13 protein-coding genes (1 of these 13 running past the window's edge) are annotated in these 19881 nt (G+C 29.4%); 10 read left to right on the top strand and 3 right to left on the bottom strand.

Annotated elements, in window-relative coordinates; genetic code table 11:
* Positions 1–104: 104 nt before the first annotated feature.
* The 7 genes from KEC93_RS14905 to KEC93_RS14875 all read left to right on the top strand — a co-directional run bounded on the left by KEC93_RS14905 (position 105) and on the right by KEC93_RS14875 (position 9327).
* Positions 105–1448 (top strand): sigma-54 interaction domain-containing protein, encoded by a 1344-nt coding sequence (locus KEC93_RS14905; protein WP_077869084.1) that lies wholly within the window; start codon positions 105–107, stop codon positions 1446–1448.
* Between the two features lie 452 nt (positions 1449–1900).
* Positions 1901–3199, top strand: coding sequence for a CitMHS family transporter (locus KEC93_RS14900; RefSeq protein WP_077828882.1), 1299 nt, complete (start codon positions 1901–1903; stop codon positions 3197–3199).
* Between the two features lie 396 nt (positions 3200–3595).
* A complete protein-coding gene (locus KEC93_RS14895; protein WP_077869085.1) occupies positions 3596–4951 on the top strand; it encodes an acyclic terpene utilization AtuA family protein in 1356 nt (451 codons plus the stop codon).
* Between the two features lie 4 nt (positions 4952–4955).
* A complete protein-coding gene (locus KEC93_RS14890) occupies positions 4956–5255 on the top strand; it encodes an AtuA-related protein (protein WP_023975780.1) in 300 nt (99 codons plus the stop codon).
* 44 nt (positions 5256–5299) lie between these two features.
* Positions 5300–5956, top strand: coding sequence for an acetate CoA-transferase subunit alpha (gene atoD, locus KEC93_RS14885; RefSeq protein ID WP_077869086.1), 657 nt, complete (start codon positions 5300–5302; stop codon positions 5954–5956).
* Entirely contained in the window at positions 5956–6612 is a 657-nt protein-coding gene (locus KEC93_RS14880) for a 3-oxoacid CoA-transferase subunit B (protein WP_077869087.1), read from the top strand. Before atoD ends, KEC93_RS14880 begins: the two co-directional genes overlap by 1 nt.
* 720 nt (positions 6613–7332) lie before the next feature.
* Positions 7333–9327 (top strand): methyl-accepting chemotaxis protein, encoded by a 1995-nt coding sequence (locus tag KEC93_RS14875; RefSeq protein WP_077869088.1) that lies wholly within the window; start codon positions 7333–7335, stop codon positions 9325–9327.
* Positions 9328–9549: 222 nt separating this feature from the next.
* On the opposite strand, the gene KEC93_RS14870 is transcribed toward KEC93_RS14875, so the two are convergent.
* Complete coding sequence (locus KEC93_RS14870; protein ID WP_077869089.1) at positions 9550–11145, bottom strand: NHL repeat-containing protein; 1596 nt, start codon at positions 11143–11145, stop codon at positions 9550–9552.
* A gap of 525 nt (positions 11146–11670) precedes the next feature.
* Between KEC93_RS14870 and KEC93_RS14865 the strand changes: the two genes are divergently transcribed.
* Complete coding sequence (locus KEC93_RS14865; protein WP_172462760.1) at positions 11671–12399, top strand: MORN repeat-containing protein; 729 nt, start codon at positions 11671–11673, stop codon at positions 12397–12399.
* 275 nt (positions 12400–12674) lie between these two features.
* Here KEC93_RS14865 and KEC93_RS14860 read toward each other — a convergent pair whose 3' ends face one another.
* A complete protein-coding gene (locus tag KEC93_RS14860; RefSeq protein ID WP_077869091.1) occupies positions 12675–13727 on the bottom strand; it encodes a galactose ABC transporter substrate-binding protein in 1053 nt (350 codons plus the stop codon).
* Between the two features lie 324 nt (positions 13728–14051).
* Here KEC93_RS14860 and KEC93_RS14855 point away from each other — a divergent pair, with 324 nt between their 5' ends.
* Positions 14052–15173, top strand: a complete 1122-nt coding sequence (locus KEC93_RS14855) for an IS4 family transposase (protein WP_172462699.1) — start codon at positions 14052–14054, stop codon at positions 15171–15173.
* A 76-nt stretch (positions 15174–15249) separates the two neighbouring features.
* Here the strand turns inward: KEC93_RS14855 and KEC93_RS14850 are convergent, their stop codons facing one another.
* Positions 15250–17268, bottom strand: coding sequence for a Na+/H+ antiporter (locus tag KEC93_RS14850; RefSeq protein ID WP_077870008.1), 2019 nt, complete (start codon positions 17266–17268; stop codon positions 15250–15252).
* Between the two features lie 637 nt (positions 17269–17905).
* Between KEC93_RS14850 and KEC93_RS14845 the strand changes: the two genes are divergently transcribed.
* Positions 17906–19881: the 5' portion of a methyl-accepting chemotaxis protein gene (locus tag KEC93_RS14845; RefSeq protein WP_077870009.1), read on the top strand. Its footprint extends 28 nt past the window's final position; 1976 of the gene's 2004 nt are visible here — the first part of the coding sequence; it begins with the start codon at positions 17906–17908; its stop codon lies beyond the right edge, outside the window.

Below are 19881 nucleotides of genomic sequence, written 5' to 3'. Positions count from 1 at the left end.
TTTGGATAGTCTCTTTTAACTATCAAGAATGAATTCAACTATGTTTAGACAAGGAGTTATGATATTATTAAAATTAACAAATATTTTTAAGGAATGGAGTGAGAATGGTGGAGATAACTAATTGGTTAAGAATAATATTAGATTCCTTACATGATGGAGTTCTTATAGCCGATAAAAATGGGATTATAAAATATACTAATCCGGCATATACAAGGATAACGGAAGTTAGTGGAGAAGAGATAATTGAAAAGCCTTTGTCTGAGGTGAGAACAGGATCTAGACTTCCACATGTAATAAAAACTGGTGAAAAGTTATTAAGGGTTCCTAGAAAAGTAGGAGATGCTGAATATATAGTAAATATGGTGCCAATTATTGAAAGTAATGAAATAATTGGTGGTATTTCTATATTGAATGAAATAACTGAAATATATAAACTTACAGAACAATTAAATAAATCAAATTTAATAATAAGTAATCTTGAAAAAAGAGTTAAGAGCATGAATAAAGTCAAGTATACTTTTGATGACATAATTTGTGTTGATATAAATTCAGAGGAAACTAAAAAATTGTCTCAAAAAGCTGCAAGGAGTGAATCTAATATACTTATTACTGGTGAAAGTGGAACTGGTAAAGAGCTATATGCTAATTCAATACATGCATATAGCAATAGAAAAAATGGACCTTTTGTTGCAGTAAATTGTGCTACGTTTGATAGTAACTTATTAGAAAGTGAACTTTTTGGATATGAAGATGGTGCATTTACTGGGGCTAAAAAGGGAGGAAAAGAAGGACTTTTTGAATTGGCCAACGGAGGGACGCTTTTTTTAGATGAAGTATCTGAACTAGATTATGGACTTCAGGCAAAATTATTAAGAGTACTTCAAGAAAATACTATTAGGCGTGTAAGTGGACTAAAAGAAATACATATAGATGTTAGAATAATAGTAGCTACTAATAAGAGCTTAGAAAAAATGATAGAAGAAAATAAATTTAGAAAGGATCTATACTACAGAATAGCAATATTTCCAATAAACATACCACCATTAAGAAATAGACGCCAAGATATAAAACCATTAGTAAATAAGTTCATAAATCAAATGGCTTATAAAATAAAAAGAAATATCGAAATTTCTGAAGAAGCTGTTAATTTACTATATAATTACGATTGGCCAGGTAATATCAGAGAGTTGAAAAATTCTATTGAGTTTGCCGCGAATATGACAGATGACTATATTATTAATCCTGAACATCTTCCTAAAATTATTCAGACAGAGGGGATAAAAAAGAATATTATGAAATTAAAATCTCTTGAGGAAATAATAAAGGATGCAGAGATTTCAGTAATAAATGAAGCTATTACTGTTTATGGAGATACTGTTGAAGGGAAAAAGAAGGCCGCGAAAGCTTTAGGAATTTCATTGGCTACACTTTACAACAAATTAAAATAATATTTCTAAAATATTATAAATTATGCATTTTGTATTTCTTAGTTTTTAGAATAAATTTTTAAAACTTAATTACAGGGTTATAATCTATTGAAAATGTTAACCTATACAATGTTAAAAAGATAACAAGGATTGGAGGTATTAACGACCAATTAACTAGTTTTTGATAAACCGTCAGAAAGTAATTCTAAGATTTTAGAATATTTATTGACGGTTTATTAAATTTAATATAAAAATCATGAGAGTAATAGGTCTTATTTTATATTAATAAATTTTGAAGTTAAAGATGCAGAAATCCGCATTAACTATAATAATCAAGAACGTTTTCAACATATATGAATAGTGCTTTTTTTCATATTTTTCTTAATATTCTAAAATAAATATGATAATAATTAATTTTGGCACAGCTATTGCTATATATAAAAGTGAAAATATAAATTAAAGGAGGGTTATTAATGTTAGCTATACTTGGTTTCATAACTATAGTTATCCTACTAGCACTAATAATGACAAATAAAGCTACGCCAGTGACAGCTCTCATAGCTGTGCCGACAGTAGCAGCACTAATAGGCGGATTTGGGAAAAGTACAGGTGATTTTATAATCAAGGGTATTACATCCATAGCGCCAACCGGAACTATGTTCATTTTTGCAACGTTATTCTTTGGAATTTTAACTGATGCAGGGACATTTGATCCAATTATCAAGAAGATATTTAAATTAGTTGGAAGAGATCCAGTAAAAATTGTATTAGGTACAGCTATTCTATCTATGTTTGTTCACTTGGATGGTAATGGAGCAGTAACTTTCTTGGTAGTCATACCAGCATTACTTCCGTTATTTGATGCAGTAGGAATGAAAAGGACCACATTAGCAACCGTGGTAGCTTTATCAGCTGGTCTTGTTAATATGGAGCCTTGGGGAGGAGTTCCTCTTAGAGCAATGTCTGTTCTTAAGGTATCTTCTACGGAATTATTCAACCCACTTCTTGTACCTATTCTAGTAGGTGCTATATTCATATTATTTATAGATTATAGATTAGCTAAGAAGGAAGTTGGAAGAATTGGAAAGGAAAACCTTTTAAATACTGATATAGGTGAAATGATAATTGATGAAGAAAAACAAAAACTTTTTAGGCCTAAATTATTTTGGGTTAATATTTTAACTATTATTATTACAATTGGAATACTTATAAAAGGAATGTTTGCACCAACAGCAGTATTCATGATTTCATTCACTATTGCTTTAATTATAAATTATCCAAATGTAAAAGAGCAAAGGAAAAGAATTGATGCTCATGCAAAGGAAGCTCTTTTGATGTCTAGTATATTATTTGCAGCAGGTGCATTTGTAGGAATTATGCAAAATTCTGGAATGATTGAATCAATGGCTAAAGTATTAATTTCTATAGTTCCTAATGCGCTTGGACAACATCTTGCAGTTATTGTAGGTATTATAGGAATGCCAGCTAGTTTAATATTTGATCCAGATTCATTTTATTTTGGAGTGTTACCAGTAATTGCAGAAACTGCAAAAGGATTTGGTGTTCCAGCCATAGAAATAGGCAGAGCAGCATTACTTGGACAGATGACTACTGGATTCCCAATCAGTCCACTTACAGGTTCAACATTCTTATTGATAGGACTTTCAGGAGTAGAGCTTGGAGAGCATCAGAAAAAAACAATACCTTATGCTTTTGCAGTAACAATTGTAATGCTAATAACGGCGGTACTCATAGGGGTAATTAAATTCTAAACATATGTATTAATAAAGTACTATATTTAAGATTATAATTATTTAGTTTTAATTGAGTTTTAAGTGGAATTTGTAAAATGATTTAATCTATTAAGAAGTTGTTAAGGAATCTAGAATTTTAGAAAGTAGTACTAATAATTCTTAAATTCTAGAAATTCAAGTGATGCTGTAATGATTGGATAGATTCATATAAGGTAGAGGGCGGTTAATAAAGTTTTATTTCTAGTATTTTAGAAATAAAACTTTGCCTAGAAAGCTACATATTCCTTAATATAATATTCTGAGAATAGTACATTAGGTAAATTTAGAAATTTAAGTTTACAAAATTGCAGATTTGGCACAATAGTTGCTATGTATACTAATATATAAATTATTGACAATAAGGAGGTCATTAAAGTGAAAAAAGTTAGAATAGGTTCAGGAGCTGGTTATGCAGGGGATAGAATAGAACCAGCAGTAGAGATTATGAAAAAGGGAAAGCTTGATTATATAATATTTGAATGTTTAGCAGAGAGAACAATAGCAATAGGACAACAACAAAAATTGAAGGATCCAAGCAAGGGATATAATGAACTGCTTGAATATAGAATGAAACATGTGGTGCCTCTATGCAAAAAGAATAAAATGAAGGTTATAACAAACATGGGATCTGCAAATCCAGTGGCGGCAGCCAAAAAAGTAAGTGAAATTGCAAAAGAATTAGGGATTGAAGGATTAAAAATTGCAGCAGTTCTTGGAGATGACATTTTTGGAAATATAGATAAATATATGGATTACAAAATACTTGAAACAGGAGAAAAATTGGAAGCTATAAAAGAGCAAATAGTTTCTGCCAATGCGTACATCGGAACTCAGGGGATAATAGAGGCTTTAAATAACGGAGCAGATATTATAATAACCGGTAGAGTTGCTGATCCATCACTAACTTTAGCACCATTAATGTTCGAATTTGGATGGGATAAGAATAATTATGAGCTTCTAGGTAAAGGTACTTTAGCGGGACATTTATTAGAATGTGCAGGACAGGTGACTGGTGGATATTATGCTGATCCAGGATATAAGGATGTGCCAGAACTATGGAACTTAGGTTTCCCAATAGCAGAAATATCAGAGAATGGGGAAATAGTAATTACAAAACTTGAAGATGCAGGTGGAATCGTTACAGAGGATACTTGTAAAGAACAAATAATATATGAAATTCATGATCCGGAAAATTATTTTACACCAGATGTTATAGCAGACTTCTCAAAAGTAACTATTAAAGAAATTCAAAAAGATAGAGTTTTAGTAAAGGGTGCAAGGGGGAAAGCGCAAACTGGGTTATTTAAAACTAGTGTAGGTTATAAAGATTGCTATATTGGTGAGGGGGAAATGAGTTATGGTGGCTCAGGAGCCTATGAAAGAGCTGTGTTAGCTGGAGAGATAATCAAAAAGAGATTAGAGTATATAAATTCACCAATTGAAGAGTTAAGAGTAGATCTGATTGGGGTAAATTCGTTATACAAAGATTCTTTAAGTAATTATCTAAATGAAGGAAAGAATGATTTTAAAGAGGTAAGACTTAGAGTTGCTGGAAGAACATTGAAAAAAGAAGACGCGGCAATAATTGGAAATGAAGTTGAGGCACTTTATACAAATGGTCCAGCTGGAGGCGGTGGAGCAAGGAAAGGTGTTAAAGAAATTGTATCAGTAGCTTCTATATTTGTGCCAAGTGAAGATATAAATATAAAAGTAGTTTACGAGGAGGTATAGAAAAATGAAATTAAGAGAGATTGCACATTCAAGAACAGGCGACAAAGGAAATATTTCGAATATATCACTTATAGCTTATAAAGCCGAAGATTATAAAGTGATAAAAGAAAAAGTGACTACAGATAAAGTAAAAGAATGGTTTAAAGACATAGTACATGGAGAAGTTGTAAGATATGAATTACCTAATATTGGTGCATTAAACTTCGTTATGTATGATGCATTAGGTGGAGGCGTAACAAGATCATTATCACTAGATATGCATGGTAAGAGTTTAAGTTCAGTCTTACTGGATATGGAGATATAGAAATTTATTTTCAATATTATAATTATTAGCAAAGGAGAAGAGGTATGGCTAATAAAATTAAAAGTGTTAGTGAAGTTATTGAGTTTATAAAAGATGATATGACGGTAATGATAGGAGGATTCATGGCAGTAGGGACTCCAGAAATATTAATTGATGCAATACTTGAAAAAGGGGTGAAAAACCTTACAATTATTGCAAATGACACAGGATTGCCGGATAAGGGAATTGGAAAACTTATCGTAAACAAACGAGTAAAAAAAGTTATAGCATCTCATATAGGCCTTAATCCTGAAACAGGAAGGCAGATGAACAATAAAGAATTAATAGTAGCTTTAGTTCCACAGGGAACATTAGCAGAACAAATTAGGTGTGGTGGTGCAGGTATAGGTGGATTTCTGACAGAAACAGGTGTTGGAACTATCTGCGAAGAAGGAAAGCAGAAATTAAAAGTAAAAGATAAAGAATACCTTTTAGAATTACCATTGAGAGCGGATATAGCATTAATAGGAGGATCTATTGCAGACACACAGGGAAATATTTTTTACAAAGGTTCTACAAGAAATTTCAATCCATTAATGGCAACAGCAGCTGATTTAGTAATAGCAGGTGCTGAAAGGATTGTTGAGGCTGGAGAATTAGATCCAAATCATGTAATGACTCCTGGAATATTTGTAGATTACATTGTTGGAGGTAAAAACTAATGGTAGTGGAAAATGTAAAAGAATTTATTGCAAAGAGGATCGCGAAGGAATTAAAAGATGGGGATGTAGTGAATTTAGGAATAGGGCTTCCAACTATGGTTGCTAACTATATACCAAAAGGTGTTAATGTAGTTTTGCAATCAGAAAATGGTTTTGTTGGTTTAGGTTCAGAACCTGCAGAAGCAGAAACGGATAAAGATATTGTTAATGCGGGCGGACAACCAGTTACAATAAAAACAGGGGCTGCATTCTTTGATAGTGCTACTTCTTTCGGGATAATTAGGGGTGGACATGTAGATGCAACTGTTTTAGGTGCTTTGGAAGTAGATCAAAAAGGTAATTTAGCAAACTTTATGGTTCCTGGAAAAATGGTTTCTGGGATGGGAGGTGCAATGGATTTAGTAAGTGGTGCAAAAAAAGTTATTATTGCAATGACTCATACTGCTAAAGGGTTGCCAAAGATACTTAAAGATTGTAAATTACCACTTACAGCAGTAGGGAAAGTTAGTCTTATTGTTACAGAAATGGGGGTTATGGAAGTTACAAATAGTGGACTTGTGTTAAAAGAATATAATCCTAGATATACAATTGAAGAAATTAAGTCAGCTACAGAGGCGGAGCTTATTATTGCTAATGATTTATGTAAAATGCAGTAGTGTTCATGAAAGAATGTTACAAATAACTAAGAATATAAGTATTTTTAGAAGTAATAATTTAAGATGTGCTTGAAGCGGGAATTGGAACTTTTATAGTTGAGAAACAAAACACATAAATTATGCAGAATTTATTATGATTAATTAAGTTATTTAATGACTGTAATGTAAATTTTAAAGTATCCTATCTCTAAATATTTTAAGTAGTTAGAAAATAACTGATTAATATATAATGAAAAGTATTTCTCTTATTGTAAATTACCTCCAAATAAATGGAGGTAATTTTTATGTTTAATAAAGCCTATAAAAATATTATCAACTTATTCTAAGAAATTAGAAACTTAATTATAAACTTCTAATTTCTTAGAATAAGTTATTTTGTTGGTTTTAGTAGCTTGAGGAGGGAAATATAATTATTATGTTGAAAAATATTCTAAAATATTAGAATAATAATCTCTAAGAATTAAATTTGACTTATAAGTGGTATAGCTATACATCTAAGCTTGAAAACATTAAGCCAAAAGTTGGCATTATAATTGCTTAATAATTAAACTATGAAATAAATGGAAATATTAGAAACAGCGAACAGTTAATAATTAAGAGTAAATATTTGAATTTATAGAAATGTTTTTATTTCCTGTTTAATGATTAGATTGTAGTATATAAAAATGTATATCATGATTAAAGTTAATTGAAATTAACAATTTTGGAAAGGTGGACACTATGAAAAGTATAAAAATGAAATTAATGATGTCTTTTGGAATATTAGTTGGAATTATATGTATGGGATTGGGTATAATTTCTTTTATAAATTCATCAAAGACATTAAAATCAAATTTGAAAAATACCTTGCCTGAAATTGCAAAGCAAACCGCAAGTAATATTCAAGGCAGGATTGAAGGTGAGTTAAGTTCGCTAGAGTCTATTGCGGCAAGAGGAGATATAAAGGATACTAATAATTCAGCAGATAGCAAAATTCCGATTCTTTCAGAGGAAGTAAAAAGAACAGGAGGTATTAGACTAAGTATTATAGACAAGGAGGGAAATGTTACTACTTCTGAGGGCACACATACTAATGTCAAAGATAAAGAATATTTTAAGATAGCTTTAAGTGGCAAAAGCAATGTGACTGATCCATCTATAAGCAAAACTGATGGATCGGTGGTTGTTATATATGCAGTTCCTATAAAAAACAACAATGAAATTTCAGGGGTTTTAATTGAAACACGAGATGGAAATAAATTAAGTGATTTAACGGATCAAGTAAAAATTGGGCAGACAGGTACAGCCTTTATGATAAATAAAAATGGTACAACTATTGCAAATAGTAATAGAGACTTAGTTTTAAAAATGTCAAATATTATAGAAGAAGCAAAGAAAGAACCCAAGATTCAAGCTTTAGCAGACATTGAAAGTAAAATGATTACTAAAGCAACAGGCGAAGGTGAATATGATTATGAGGGAGAAAATAAAATTGTAGGGTATGCACCAGTACAGGGGACTGACTGGTCAGTAGGAATTTCAGTGACTCAAAGCGAGCAGCTATCAGAATTAGGCAGCTTGAAAATTTTAGTCATATTATCATCGGTAGTATTTTTGATAATTGGATTAGCTATAATTTATCTGATTTCAAATAGTATTTCCAAGGGGATGAAATTCACTTCTAAACATTTGAATATATTAGCAGAAGGAAATTTATGTGAAGAAATTTCTGCTAAGTATTTGAAATCAAAAGATGAAATTGGTGTCATGACTAATGCAATGAAATCAATGCAGGAATCTTTAAGAGCAATGATTGAAAAAATAAAAGAAAATTCTTCAAATATTAATGGGCAATCAGAAAATTTATCTTCTATTTCAGAAGAGATAGCAAATGTATCACAAAATGTTACTGAGGCAATATCTGAGGTTGCAAAAGGAACAAGCAATCAGTCTGAGGAATTAATACATATAACAGAAATTCTTAATGAATTTAGCGATAAGTTATCCGAAATGGTTAGAGAAATACAAGTTGTAGACTCTAATTCTAGAGGAATAAGTTTAATGGCAAATGATAGTAGCACTGAAATGAATAGGCTAAATCAATCAGTAATAAATGTAAGTAATTCATTTAAAGATTTTAATGATAAGATAAAATCACTTGGAAATGATATAAATGAAATAAATGAAATTACAAGTTTGATTAATAGTGTTGCAGAACAAACTAATTTATTAGCATTAAATGCGGCTATTGAAGCAGCTAGAGCAGGAGAAGCAGGAAAAGGATTTTCAGTAGTTGCAGAGGAAATAAGAAAACTCGCTGAACAATCAAAAGGTTCATCAGAAAATATTAGCAAATTAATAAATGAAATATCAAACAACACAGAAACTATAGTTAAGGAGTCTGTTGCAATGGATGGTGAAATGGCGAATCAAGCTAGAATTATAGATAATTCAATAACATCATTTAAAAAGATAATACACTCAGTAGATGAAGTGATTCCTAAAATCGAAGTAGTTAAGAGTTCTGCTGGTAAGATAGAAAATGATAAGGATACTATTTTGAACAGAATAAATGGATTATCTTCAATTTCAGTGGAGGTTTCAGCATCAGCACAAGAAATCTCGGCATCATCAGAGGAAATGAATGCATCAACAGAAGAAGTGGCTTCTTCAGCACAAATTCTTAGTAATATGACAAATCAAATGATAGAAGAAGTAAATAGATTCAAAGTTTAAAAAAGATTTTATAATTATTATTACATAAAGCTCTAAGTTGTTTGAAGAATTAAGATAAAAAATAGAATTTAATATATAGAAAAGAGATAGCAGGGAGAATGGGGGAATTGCTATCTCTTTTTGTGTTTGAGTTTGAACAATTATATTATCTGCAGAACATTGAGAAATATTCATTAAAGATAATTAAAGATTACTTAAAGAGCATTGTGGCTAGTCAATTCTTTATTCCTGCGCAGGATTATTTAGATTATATTCAAATATATCATCATTATCTGACATATAAATATTGTTGTTTGAATCCACACTAGTACTATAGTAATTTTTATCAGGTAAAATGTTAAGTAAATTGCCATTAAGGTCAAATTTATAATTTCTATTAAAACTTTTTACATATAAATTATCGCTATTATCTATATAAATTGTCTCAATGTTGGTATCTTCATTATTAAGTTTTAAATCTAAATATTTAATGAAATCTCCATTAGAATTATATACATATATCTTTTTGCTATATTCACTAAAGATATAGATATTACCAGAGCCATCTAATGCCAAGTCAGCATTCATACCTGGATCATCTTTATTAGCTTTCTTTATAATATTATTAAAACGAGCAAGTATTGCTCCATCAGAGTTTAGCTTAAATAATGTGTTTTCTGTTGCTGAAGAAGTTAGCAAATATATATTATTATCCTTATCAACTGCTAAAGGGCCATAATAATCATTTCCCTTAAAAGTTGCGGATAAACTACCGTCAGCTGTTTTGTATTTTTGAATCGTGCTGCCAGAAGAGACGTATAAATTTCCGTTCATATCTGCAGATAGTCCTTTAATTAGTTTGGAATCATTTTTATCTCCATTTATTTGAATCATCTTAATGAATTCACCAGAGTTATTAAACTGCTGAATCCTCCCATCAGTGTAATCTGCTATCCAAACATTATTATCAGAATCTACTGTAATATATCTTGCGTCATTTAATTTTCCAGAATCTGTACCTTTTCCGCCAAATATAGCGACTAATTCTCCAGCAAAATTACTGTTATTAATAGAAAGAATTTTTATATTTAACTCTTCAAGCTTTTTCTTGAGAGTAGAGTTTTCAGGATCCAGTTTTAATTGATCTTCTATATTAGATCTTTCTAATAAATAATTATTAAGCTGAAGCTTTGTTGCGTTTTCACTAGTATTACCACTATTGCTATCAATAATAGATTGAATTTTATTGTCCAATTCTTTAAGTTTTTCTTTAAGATTAGAGTTTTCAGGATCCATCTTTAGTTGGTTCTCTATATTAGATTTTTCTGATGAATACTTATTGATCTGAAGTTGTCTGCCATATTCACTATCATCATTGGCTATAAGAACAAAAGCTTTTGGATAAGCTTTTATATACTTTACATTAAACTTGACTCCAGTTGAAGGATATGAGTATCTATTAAGTGAATCGTTATGAACAATATTAAAATCTGATGATAAAAAGTAAGTTGAAATAGCATTGCCATCATTCTCTGGTTTAATCATAACATTATACCGATAGACTCTTTCATTATTATATTGGTCTGATGTTGGCGAATTATCTAAAATCATAGCTTCTCCTTTTTCACCAAAATTGTCAATAATAATATTAGTTAAAAAATGTCCTACAAAGATATTAGCAATAATAATCACAAAAAAGATTATAGAAAATTTTGCTAAATAGAATCTGGCTTTTTTGGGGAAAGCAAACTGACTAATGATACCAAAAAGAATACATCCCCAAATACTCAGCACTGGGTGAGATTTTAATATAACCAAAAGAATAGCTATATATGTCATTTTATTACCTCCATAATGTAAAAAAATATTCAATACACATAACTTGTATTTTTAAGCATGTTTTTTTATATATATTCATGATATGGCTTTTTAGATATATTGAGCAAATATAAAGTTATTCTATTTTCAAAAAATTAGTTTTAAACATATGAAATAGAATAACAAGTACAAATAGACAGAACGGTTGACTAGTTATTTTTTGATAATGCCTTATTATACCAATAATAAAATTTTCAATCAAGAAAGGATTGAGAAATATGTTATATTGTGCCAAAAGAATATATATTTTTGGTGAAATTTAGTTCCAATATTTTTATGCAGTGTATATTTGAAAATCATGGAGATACATGGAGATCTATTAAAAGAGCTAGTTAATGCATAATCTATGGATATTAGCACAGAAACTTAAATGTAATATAGACATTTAAGTTAGAGCATAAAATGTCAGCATGGTATGTTATAATACTATTAATGTAAAAAATATGGAAAATGAAAATGACAGTTATTGAAAAAAGGAGTAATAAAATGAAAAGTGGTGTTTTTAGTAAAAGAAATTATTCTTCCATTATAATAAGTGGAATTTTGCTTGTACTTGGTTCAGGTTTACTTATTTCATGTGATTCTAATAAAGAAAAGATTATTGATTATTCTAATGGGGATAAATATGTTGGACAGATAAAGAGTGAGAAGAAGGACGGAGTAGGAACATATACTTATGCAAATGGTGATGTATATGTGGGTGAATTTAAAAATAATAAAAGAGAAGGAAAAGGTACATTAACTTATTCCAATGGTTGTAAATATACAGGCGAGTTTGCAAATGATGAAATGGAAGGTAAAGGGATATATTCTAGTCCTAATGGCGATAGATATGAAGGCTCATACAAGAATGGATTAATGGAAGGAAGCGGTACATATGCATATACAGATGGTGATGTGTATGTAGGTGAATTTAAAAATGGAAAAATGGAAGGCAATGGGGAACTAACTTATTCTACTGGCAATATCTATAAAGGTGAATTTGTAAATGATAAAATAGAAGGAAGAGGTATATTTAATTACGCAAATGGTGCAAAGTACGAAGGTGAGTGTAAGGCTGGAGAAATGAATGGAATAGGAACATTAGTTTATGCCAATGGTAATAAATATGAAGGGGAATTTAAACATGGTAGAGAAGATGGGACAGGCACATTGATTTTGATAAATGGAACAAAAAAGCAAGGGCAGTTTTTAAATGGCGAATTCCAAGGATAAGATACATAAAAAGATAGTTTCAAATCTAAAGATATATTATATATAATGATTTTGTAAAACAAAAATTTAAACTGTATGCAATTCTTAATACCTTAACAAACATGGTTCAGAATACATATTCTAAAGAATATGCACTCAGAATGCGGGCTTAGAGTTACTTTGTATAAAATAGAATTTATATTTAGTATTTTTTTGTTTATTATGTGCTTCAATTATAGAATTGATGGAAGAAAAAACTAGGGAATAATTTTATAAGCAGTAGCTAGGTGATTCAGCTACTGCTTTTGTGGTTTATATTCCTGATAAGGGATGTTAATTGTAACTCCACTTTCATCAAATTTATAATTGGTACCATTAAGAGGATTGTTGCCAGAAATTAGATTCATTCCTATTGTGTAAATTGCATTGGCATGAGCTTGTGAATCTTGTACAACAGTACCTGTCATAATTCCTTGATTAATTAATTCTTGAGCTTTTGGCAAACCATCAATACCAACAATCGGAATGTTTCTTGAGTTATAACCTTTATTATAACCATATTTTTGGAGTGTTTTAATGGCACCTATTGCCATGGCGTCATTATTAGAAATTATTGCTTCAATTTTACCATCAAGTGTTAATAAAGTTGATTCCATTGAAGTTCTACCACATTCCTCTTCCCAATTGCAGGGTATTGATAAAAGCTCTTGAGTTTTTATTCCTGCTTCATTAATTGTTAATATAGAATATTTAGTTCTTTCAATTGTTTCCGGACTATTAGATGGGCCCTTTAACATGATATATTGAATTATATTATCTTTATTTTTATCTAATTTTTCTTTATTAGCATTCCATGTATCTACTATGATTTTGCCTTGAATAATTCCAGACTGATCAACATCTGTATCAATAACAACAGAATTATGATAATTTTTTATGAAATTTATTATTGGTTTAGTTTTGCCATAGTATAAAATTAATGGAATATCCTTTTGTGCTATTTTATTGAGAGTATCTTGAAGCTGATCCATATTGGTGCTGACTGGATTTAATACAAGAAGATTAAAGTTATCATTGAGTGCTTTGTCAACATCTTCATTTTGAACAACTTGGTTTCCATTTGCATTAAAAAAAGTAAATTGAACTTTATTTTCATTTTGTTTTTGAATATCCTCTAAGTTTTTCTTTACATTAGAAATAAATAGATCATTAAAACTATTTAAGAATACACCTACTTTAAGTGGAGTTTGAGAACTAATATCCGGGCTGGCATATGAAGTTTTGCTAATACTATATAATAAAAATATAGATATGAAAGTAAGAGATAGTAACTTTTCTAATATCTTCATTTTAATCCTCCGTGCATACTTGTCAAGTTATAATATTTAATATTAGATTATCTCTCAATGAAAAATTTATACTATATGGAAAGCATTTTTTAGGATTATAAGTGAGACAATAAATGCAAAATAACATAAAAAATCTTAGGTGGCTGTGGAGTAGCAACTTTCAGAATTAGTATCTCCCATAACTTATCCACAGATTTAACTTGAATATAAATTACCATATGTGTTGATTAACCAAAAAATAGAAGTGAAAATATATAAAAAATGAGGTCATTCTGTAGTAATATTAAAGTGCGAACCAAAATAATACTTAAGGAGAATGCCCTCATGAAAAATACTACCACTATATTTGATATATTTCAAACATTTTTAAGTGAAAAGGAAGTTGAAAAATTTAGTAAAATTTTAGAATATGTTGATACTGCAAGAAAATTCACATTATATGATTTAATAAAATTCTTTATTGCAGCAGCTACGAATGAATATAAGAGTTATAGGGATGGCGTTGAGCATATGGAATCAGTAGGGCTAACACCAGTTGATTATTCAACTATTTCTAAAAAAGCCTCTAAGGTAGATTACAAAATTTCTAAAACTTTATTTGAGATTATTGTTTCTAAATGTAATCGTAGAATGCGAAGAATTCTAAATTTGCCAAAACAATTAATAGCAATTGATTCAACTACCGTGACCGTAGGTGAAAACCGTCTTAAATGGGCAAAATTTAATGGGAAGAAATCTGGAATAAAACTTCATATATCTTTAAATATTAATGACTTTACACCACAAAAAGTTATTGAAACTATTGCTAAAAAGCATGATGGACCGATAGGTGAAGGTTTAATAGATGTACACTCTATTTTAGTTGAAGATAGGGCTTATGAAAATCATGAGAGATTTGATATGTTTAAAGAAATAAAACAATCTTTTGTTATAAGAATAAAAAATAATACAATACTTTCAAAACCAAAGAAATTGAGAAGTTTAGGAGTAGTAGAAAATTCTTCTGTAATTCGAGATGTTACATGTTATTTAGGAAAAGAGACTAAAAAAACTCAAAATAGATTTAGAGTAGTTGAATTTACTGATTATTATGGTAAATCAGTAAAAGTGTGCACTGACCTAATGAACATTACTCCAGAAAAAATAGCAGAAATATACAAGGAACGTTGGAAAATTGAAACCTTCTTTAAATTTATAAAACAAAACTTGAATGTAAAAAGAATATTTGGAACAACTGAAAATGCTGTCTATAATCAACTTTTCATATCATTGATAGCTTATGTTTTGCTTCAATTTACTTATGTTGAAACGACTAAAAATTTAAAATATGTTAAATTATCACTAATTCAATTTGTAAGAAAATTGCTTAAAAAAAGTCTTAAGGTCGAAGTCTATATATCTATTAACTTATTTTTGAAAAATATCAAAAATAAGTTAATAATTTAAAGTAAAAATTTGGTTAATCAACACTTGTGATAAATTACTAGAAAATAAAAAATAGGCCTATAAAAATAAAAGCCTATTATCTTAAAACATCACTTTCTATATAATTTAGATTCTTTCTTAGTTCAGATGCTATATTCCAAGTTATATCTCCATCTTCAAATAAAGATTGTATAGTATTTCTTTCTAATTGCATTGCTTTAATTTCAATTTTTTTCTTTTCATACTTGCTAGCTTTTTCTAAGATTGGTTTGCTTGCAACCCAATAGACACCTTGATAATATAAAATTACTTTCTTTAATGTTTCTTCATTTTCAGGAGTAACAATAGATTTAACATATTGAATTAAGTATTTTGCATTAGTAGAATAAAGTTCTTTCATGGCCAAGTCTTTTAATTCTTGCTCATTTCGTTTTTGATTTTCAATTCCTCTTAATAGATATCTAAATTTTTTTATATTAAAAATTAAGGAAGTAATGCGTGCTAAAGCTTCTTTGAATATCAAGGAAAAGCTTTCAACTGAGGACATTAACTTGATTTTATTTCTAACTGATTTTTCATAAAAATATGCAGTTGATTCATCTATCTTATTTTCTTGTAACATCTTTTTTGTATTTTCAATTTCTTTTTTAAAACATATAAGCATCCATTTCTTTTCCTCTTTGCTGCTTCTGTTCCAGTTTTTATAATAAGAATTTCCACGTTTTAATTGATGAATACGATATTTATACTCGCTTATAATCATATTAATGTACTTTTTATTATCAATTTCTAATTTTAATTTATTTATAGTGTTAGCCCAAACTTTTATCTGCGCTTTATTCAGTATCTCTAAATAATTGGTTTCTTTAGAGATACTTTTATTAGCAAATATCGGTAATATGAAAGTTGTAATAAGAAGTGTAGTTAGAATTACCCCAACGGACAAAAATAAAATTAATGTTCTCTCAGGAAAAGGGTCCCCATTTTCTAATGTTAAAGGAATCGAAAGAACTGTGGCTAATGTGACAGCTCCTCTTACTCCTGATAAAGAAGTAAGGAGCGCAGCGTGAAACTTAACATTTTTTTCCTCTGTCTTGCAGGAGCTATCTCCAAACTTATACATAAATAGAACCCATAAATATCTAAGTGTAAATAAGGCTAGTGTGATTAATAAAACATCAATAATAGCTTGAAAATTATTTATTGTGGCTTCATAAAAAGCGATTTTAATTATATTTGGTAGCTGTAATCCAACTATTATAAATATAAGACCATTTAGAACGTAGGCTAAAACTGACCAAGTATTTTCTGAGACTGCATTTAGCTTAGCATTTTTAAATTTTAACCTTTTAGATGATAGTGAGTATACCATTCCAGCTACAACCACAGCTAATATACCTGAGACTTTAAATACTTCCTCTGATACAAGATATATTATAAATGGTGTTAGAATTTGAAGTAGTATTTCAACTGTAATATCCTCCATTCCAAGACTTCTTATCCAAAATTCAAATTTAATTAGAATATTCTCTAAAACGAATCCTGCAATTATTCCCCCTATAGATACTATGAAAAAACTCATAGTTGCATCGAATAATGAGAATGTTCCAGTTAGTGCTGCAGCTAATGCAAATTTAAAAGATACAAGGCCTGATGCGTCATTCATAAGTCCTTCGCCTTCGATAAGATGAAGCACTTTCCTTGGAAGTGAGATTTTTTTTGAAAGTACGCTAACCGCAACATAATCAGTTGGAGATAAAGCAGCTGCAAGTGCAAAAGCTGAAGGCAACGAAATAGATGGAATTAACTTATTTATAATGAATCCAACTAATATTACTGTTGCGATAACTAAAGCTAGTGCCATTAAAAGTATATTTCTCCTCTGTTTCCATAGAGATCTTTTATCTGCATTTTTTCCATCACGGAAAAGAAGGGGAGCAATAAACATTACTAAAAATGTATGAGGATCTAGCTCAATGCTAAATTCTGAGTGTATTATTGCGATTAGTGATCCAATTGCAATTTGTACAATAGGAACTGATAAGGAAGGTATAAATCTACTTATTATAGTTGATAGTAAAATGCAAATTAATAATATTAAGATATAAGTAAACATATATAATCCTCCTTATTTAATATTTATGTAAAAGCATATAATTAATGCTTTATGTGAAATTTGATAGACTAACAGAAAATACACTAATTATAGTATATTAAATTGCTGAGAGTTTATGTAAGAGATTTATTTCTCGGATTTAATGCTTGAATCTCATATTATATAGGTTTTAAACGATATAGTCCATTCTTTTATAAAATTATTTGTTTTGTATTGCCTAATAGTTTTAAGAGAAACTTTAATAAATTAAACTTTTTTAATATATATTGCAAAAATAATTCTTCATTATAACTCTAAAAATATTGCAAGAGTTTTAGCCCTAATTGTGAATTACAACATATATATATTAAAAAACACTTGGTAATTTACAGCAAACCTTTTATCGACAAGTCAGTATTGTCGAATATAACAATTTTCGATAAAAATAATAAGTATTGACAGTAAAAGACATCACATATATAATGGTAATGTGATTAAATCATGGTAAAAGTTAATATAATTAAAGTTATAATAAAGTCTTGTTTTATGAAATGAGACTTTTTTGTTTTTATGATACAAGAATTCTACTTTACAATAAAATTTTGCAAAATAATTACTTATAAATATTTAATATACTTACGATAAAGGGGAAATAATAATGAAGTTAAAGAAAATTAAACTAAAAAGTATTAGAACCAAGCTTGTTATGAGTTTATTAGGAATATGCTTAATTCCTTTGATAATTCTTGGATTTGGTGCCAATGAACAAGCTAAATCCATCCTTAATCAAAAATTGAAACTTACAAGTCAACAAACTCTTTTAGAATTAAATGATGGAATTGATAACTATTTCAGTGGGTTTGTAAGCATGACTAAAGCATTATCAACTAATTATAATTTTGTTAATTCTGATAAAGATGAATCATACTTAGCTATAACTAGTATGTTAAAAGATGTCAAGGAAAGTGATAACGATATCTTTAGTACATATTTTGCAAGTGTAGATGATAAATTTGAAATATATCCTAGTGAGAAAATGCCAGATGGATATAAGGCTAGTGATAGGGATTGGTATAAACAAGCAATAGAACATAAAGACCAAGTTATAATAACTTTACCATTCAAAAGTGCCCAGACTGGAAAAAATGTTGTATCTATAGCTAAGGCAGTAGAAAAGGATGGAAAATTAGTTGGGGTATGTGCAATGAACGTATCTTTAGATGCAATTACAGAAAAGATATCAACTAAGAAAATAGGGAATACTGGATATATATTTGTTTCAGATATAGATGGTCAAAATATGATAGCGCATAAGAATAAAGATTTAATTGGTACAGATGTAGCGTCTAAGCAGCCATTTTGGCAAGATGTAAAAAATAATAATGCAGGATTTTTGACATATGAATTTAATAATACAAAGAAATTTGGAGTATATGGGACAAACCCTACTACTGGATGGAAGGTCGTAGCTACTCTTGATGAGAAGGAAGTAACTAATGATACCAATTCAATACTTGCGACAACAGTATACATATCTTTAGTTATATTAATAATTTGTATAATGCTATCATTATTCTTAAGTAAAGGTATAGCACAAAATATTAAAAAGCTAAAAGAAGTATTTGAAAAAGCTTCAAAGGGAGATTTAACTGCATCGATAAATTTATCTACAAAGGATGAATTTATGGAGCTTTCACAATCCTTTAATGATATGATATCTAATATATCAAAGCTTATAGAAAATGTTACAGCATCATCTAAAATAGTATTAGAGACATCGTCAAACCTAGCAAATATGTCGGAAGAGGTAACGGCATCAATAGAGGAAGTCTCAAAATCAATAGAAGACGTTTCACATGGTGCGGTTAATCAGTCACAAAATGCCCAGCATGGGGTTTTAGAAATGAATGAGCTATCAGGTAAATTGGATGAAATTAATGAAAATTCACATGAAATGGACAAACTTTCTGCAAATACGAAGGAATTAGGAGCAAAAGGATTATCTATGATTGATACTTTGATAGAAAAATCAGATAAGACTAAAACTGCTACGGATGAAGTTAATGGTATAGTTCAAGAAATGGCTGAAAATACTAAAACAATAGATACTATATCTGAAAAAATATCTCAAATAACAGAACAGACAAACCTCTTATCATTAAATGCAAGCATAGAGTCAGCTCGTGCGGGTGAAGCGGGAAAAGGATTTGCTGTTGTAGCTGAGGAAATAAGAAAACTTGCAGAACAATCTAAAGTATCTACTGAAGAAATAAAGGAGATTATTGTAAATATAAGAAATAAGTCAGATAAAGCAACGGGGGCTATTATAGCTGCTGAAAATATAGCAAAAGAACAGGAGTTAGCAGTAAGTAAGACACTGGAGATATTTAACGAGATAATAGAATCAATTGGAGTAATGAGTGCTAAAGTTAATGAAGTAAAAGCATCTGCAATTGATATAAATAGAAGTAAACAAAGTGTAATAGTGGAAATCGAAAATATTTCATCAATATCACAAGAAACTGCAGCTGCATCAGAGGAAGTTAGCGCATCAACAGAAGAGATAGATGCTGCTATGGTTAGATTCACTAAGCATGCTGAGGAACTTCAATCACTTTCGGAAATGTTAGGAGA

This window comes from Clostridium beijerinckii (genome assembly GCF_018223745.1).
GTDB lineage: Bacteria > Bacillota > Clostridia > Clostridiales > Clostridiaceae > Clostridium > Clostridium beijerinckii.
Note: the sequence above shows the minus strand (reverse complement) of the source record. Positions and strands in the feature narration are given on the sequence as shown.

Bases quoted from the DNA above. Each gene is read 5' to 3' on its own strand.
- KEC93_RS14880 (WP_077869087.1), top strand. From the start codon at position 5,956: ATGGTAGTGGAAAATGTAAAAGAATTTATTGCAAAGAGGATCGCGAAG.
- KEC93_RS14865 (WP_172462760.1), top strand. From the start codon at position 11,671: ATGAAAAGTGGTGTTTTTAGTAAAAGAAATTATTCTTCCATTATAATA.
- KEC93_RS14855 (WP_172462699.1), top strand. From the start codon at position 14,052: ATGAAAAATACTACCACTATATTTGATATATTTCAAACATTTTTAAGT.
- KEC93_RS14905 (WP_077869084.1), top strand. From the start codon at position 105: ATGGTGGAGATAACTAATTGGTTAAGAATAATATTAGATTCCTTACAT.
- atoD (WP_077869086.1), top strand. From the start codon at position 5,300: ATGGCTAATAAAATTAAAAGTGTTAGTGAAGTTATTGAGTTTATAAAA.
- KEC93_RS14850 (WP_077870008.1), bottom strand. From the start codon at position 17,268: ATGTTTACTTATATCTTAATATTATTAATTTGCATTTTACTATCAACT.
- KEC93_RS14890 (WP_023975780.1), top strand. From the start codon at position 4,956: ATGAAATTAAGAGAGATTGCACATTCAAGAACAGGCGACAAAGGAAAT.
- KEC93_RS14870 (WP_077869089.1), bottom strand. From the start codon at position 11,145: ATGACATATATAGCTATTCTTTTGGTTATATTAAAATCTCACCCAGTG.
- KEC93_RS14875 (WP_077869088.1), top strand. From the start codon at position 7,333: ATGAAAAGTATAAAAATGAAATTAATGATGTCTTTTGGAATATTAGTT.
- KEC93_RS14860 (WP_077869091.1), bottom strand. From the start codon at position 13,727: ATGAAGATATTAGAAAAGTTACTATCTCTTACTTTCATATCTATATTT.
- KEC93_RS14900 (WP_077828882.1), top strand. From the start codon at position 1,901: ATGTTAGCTATACTTGGTTTCATAACTATAGTTATCCTACTAGCACTA.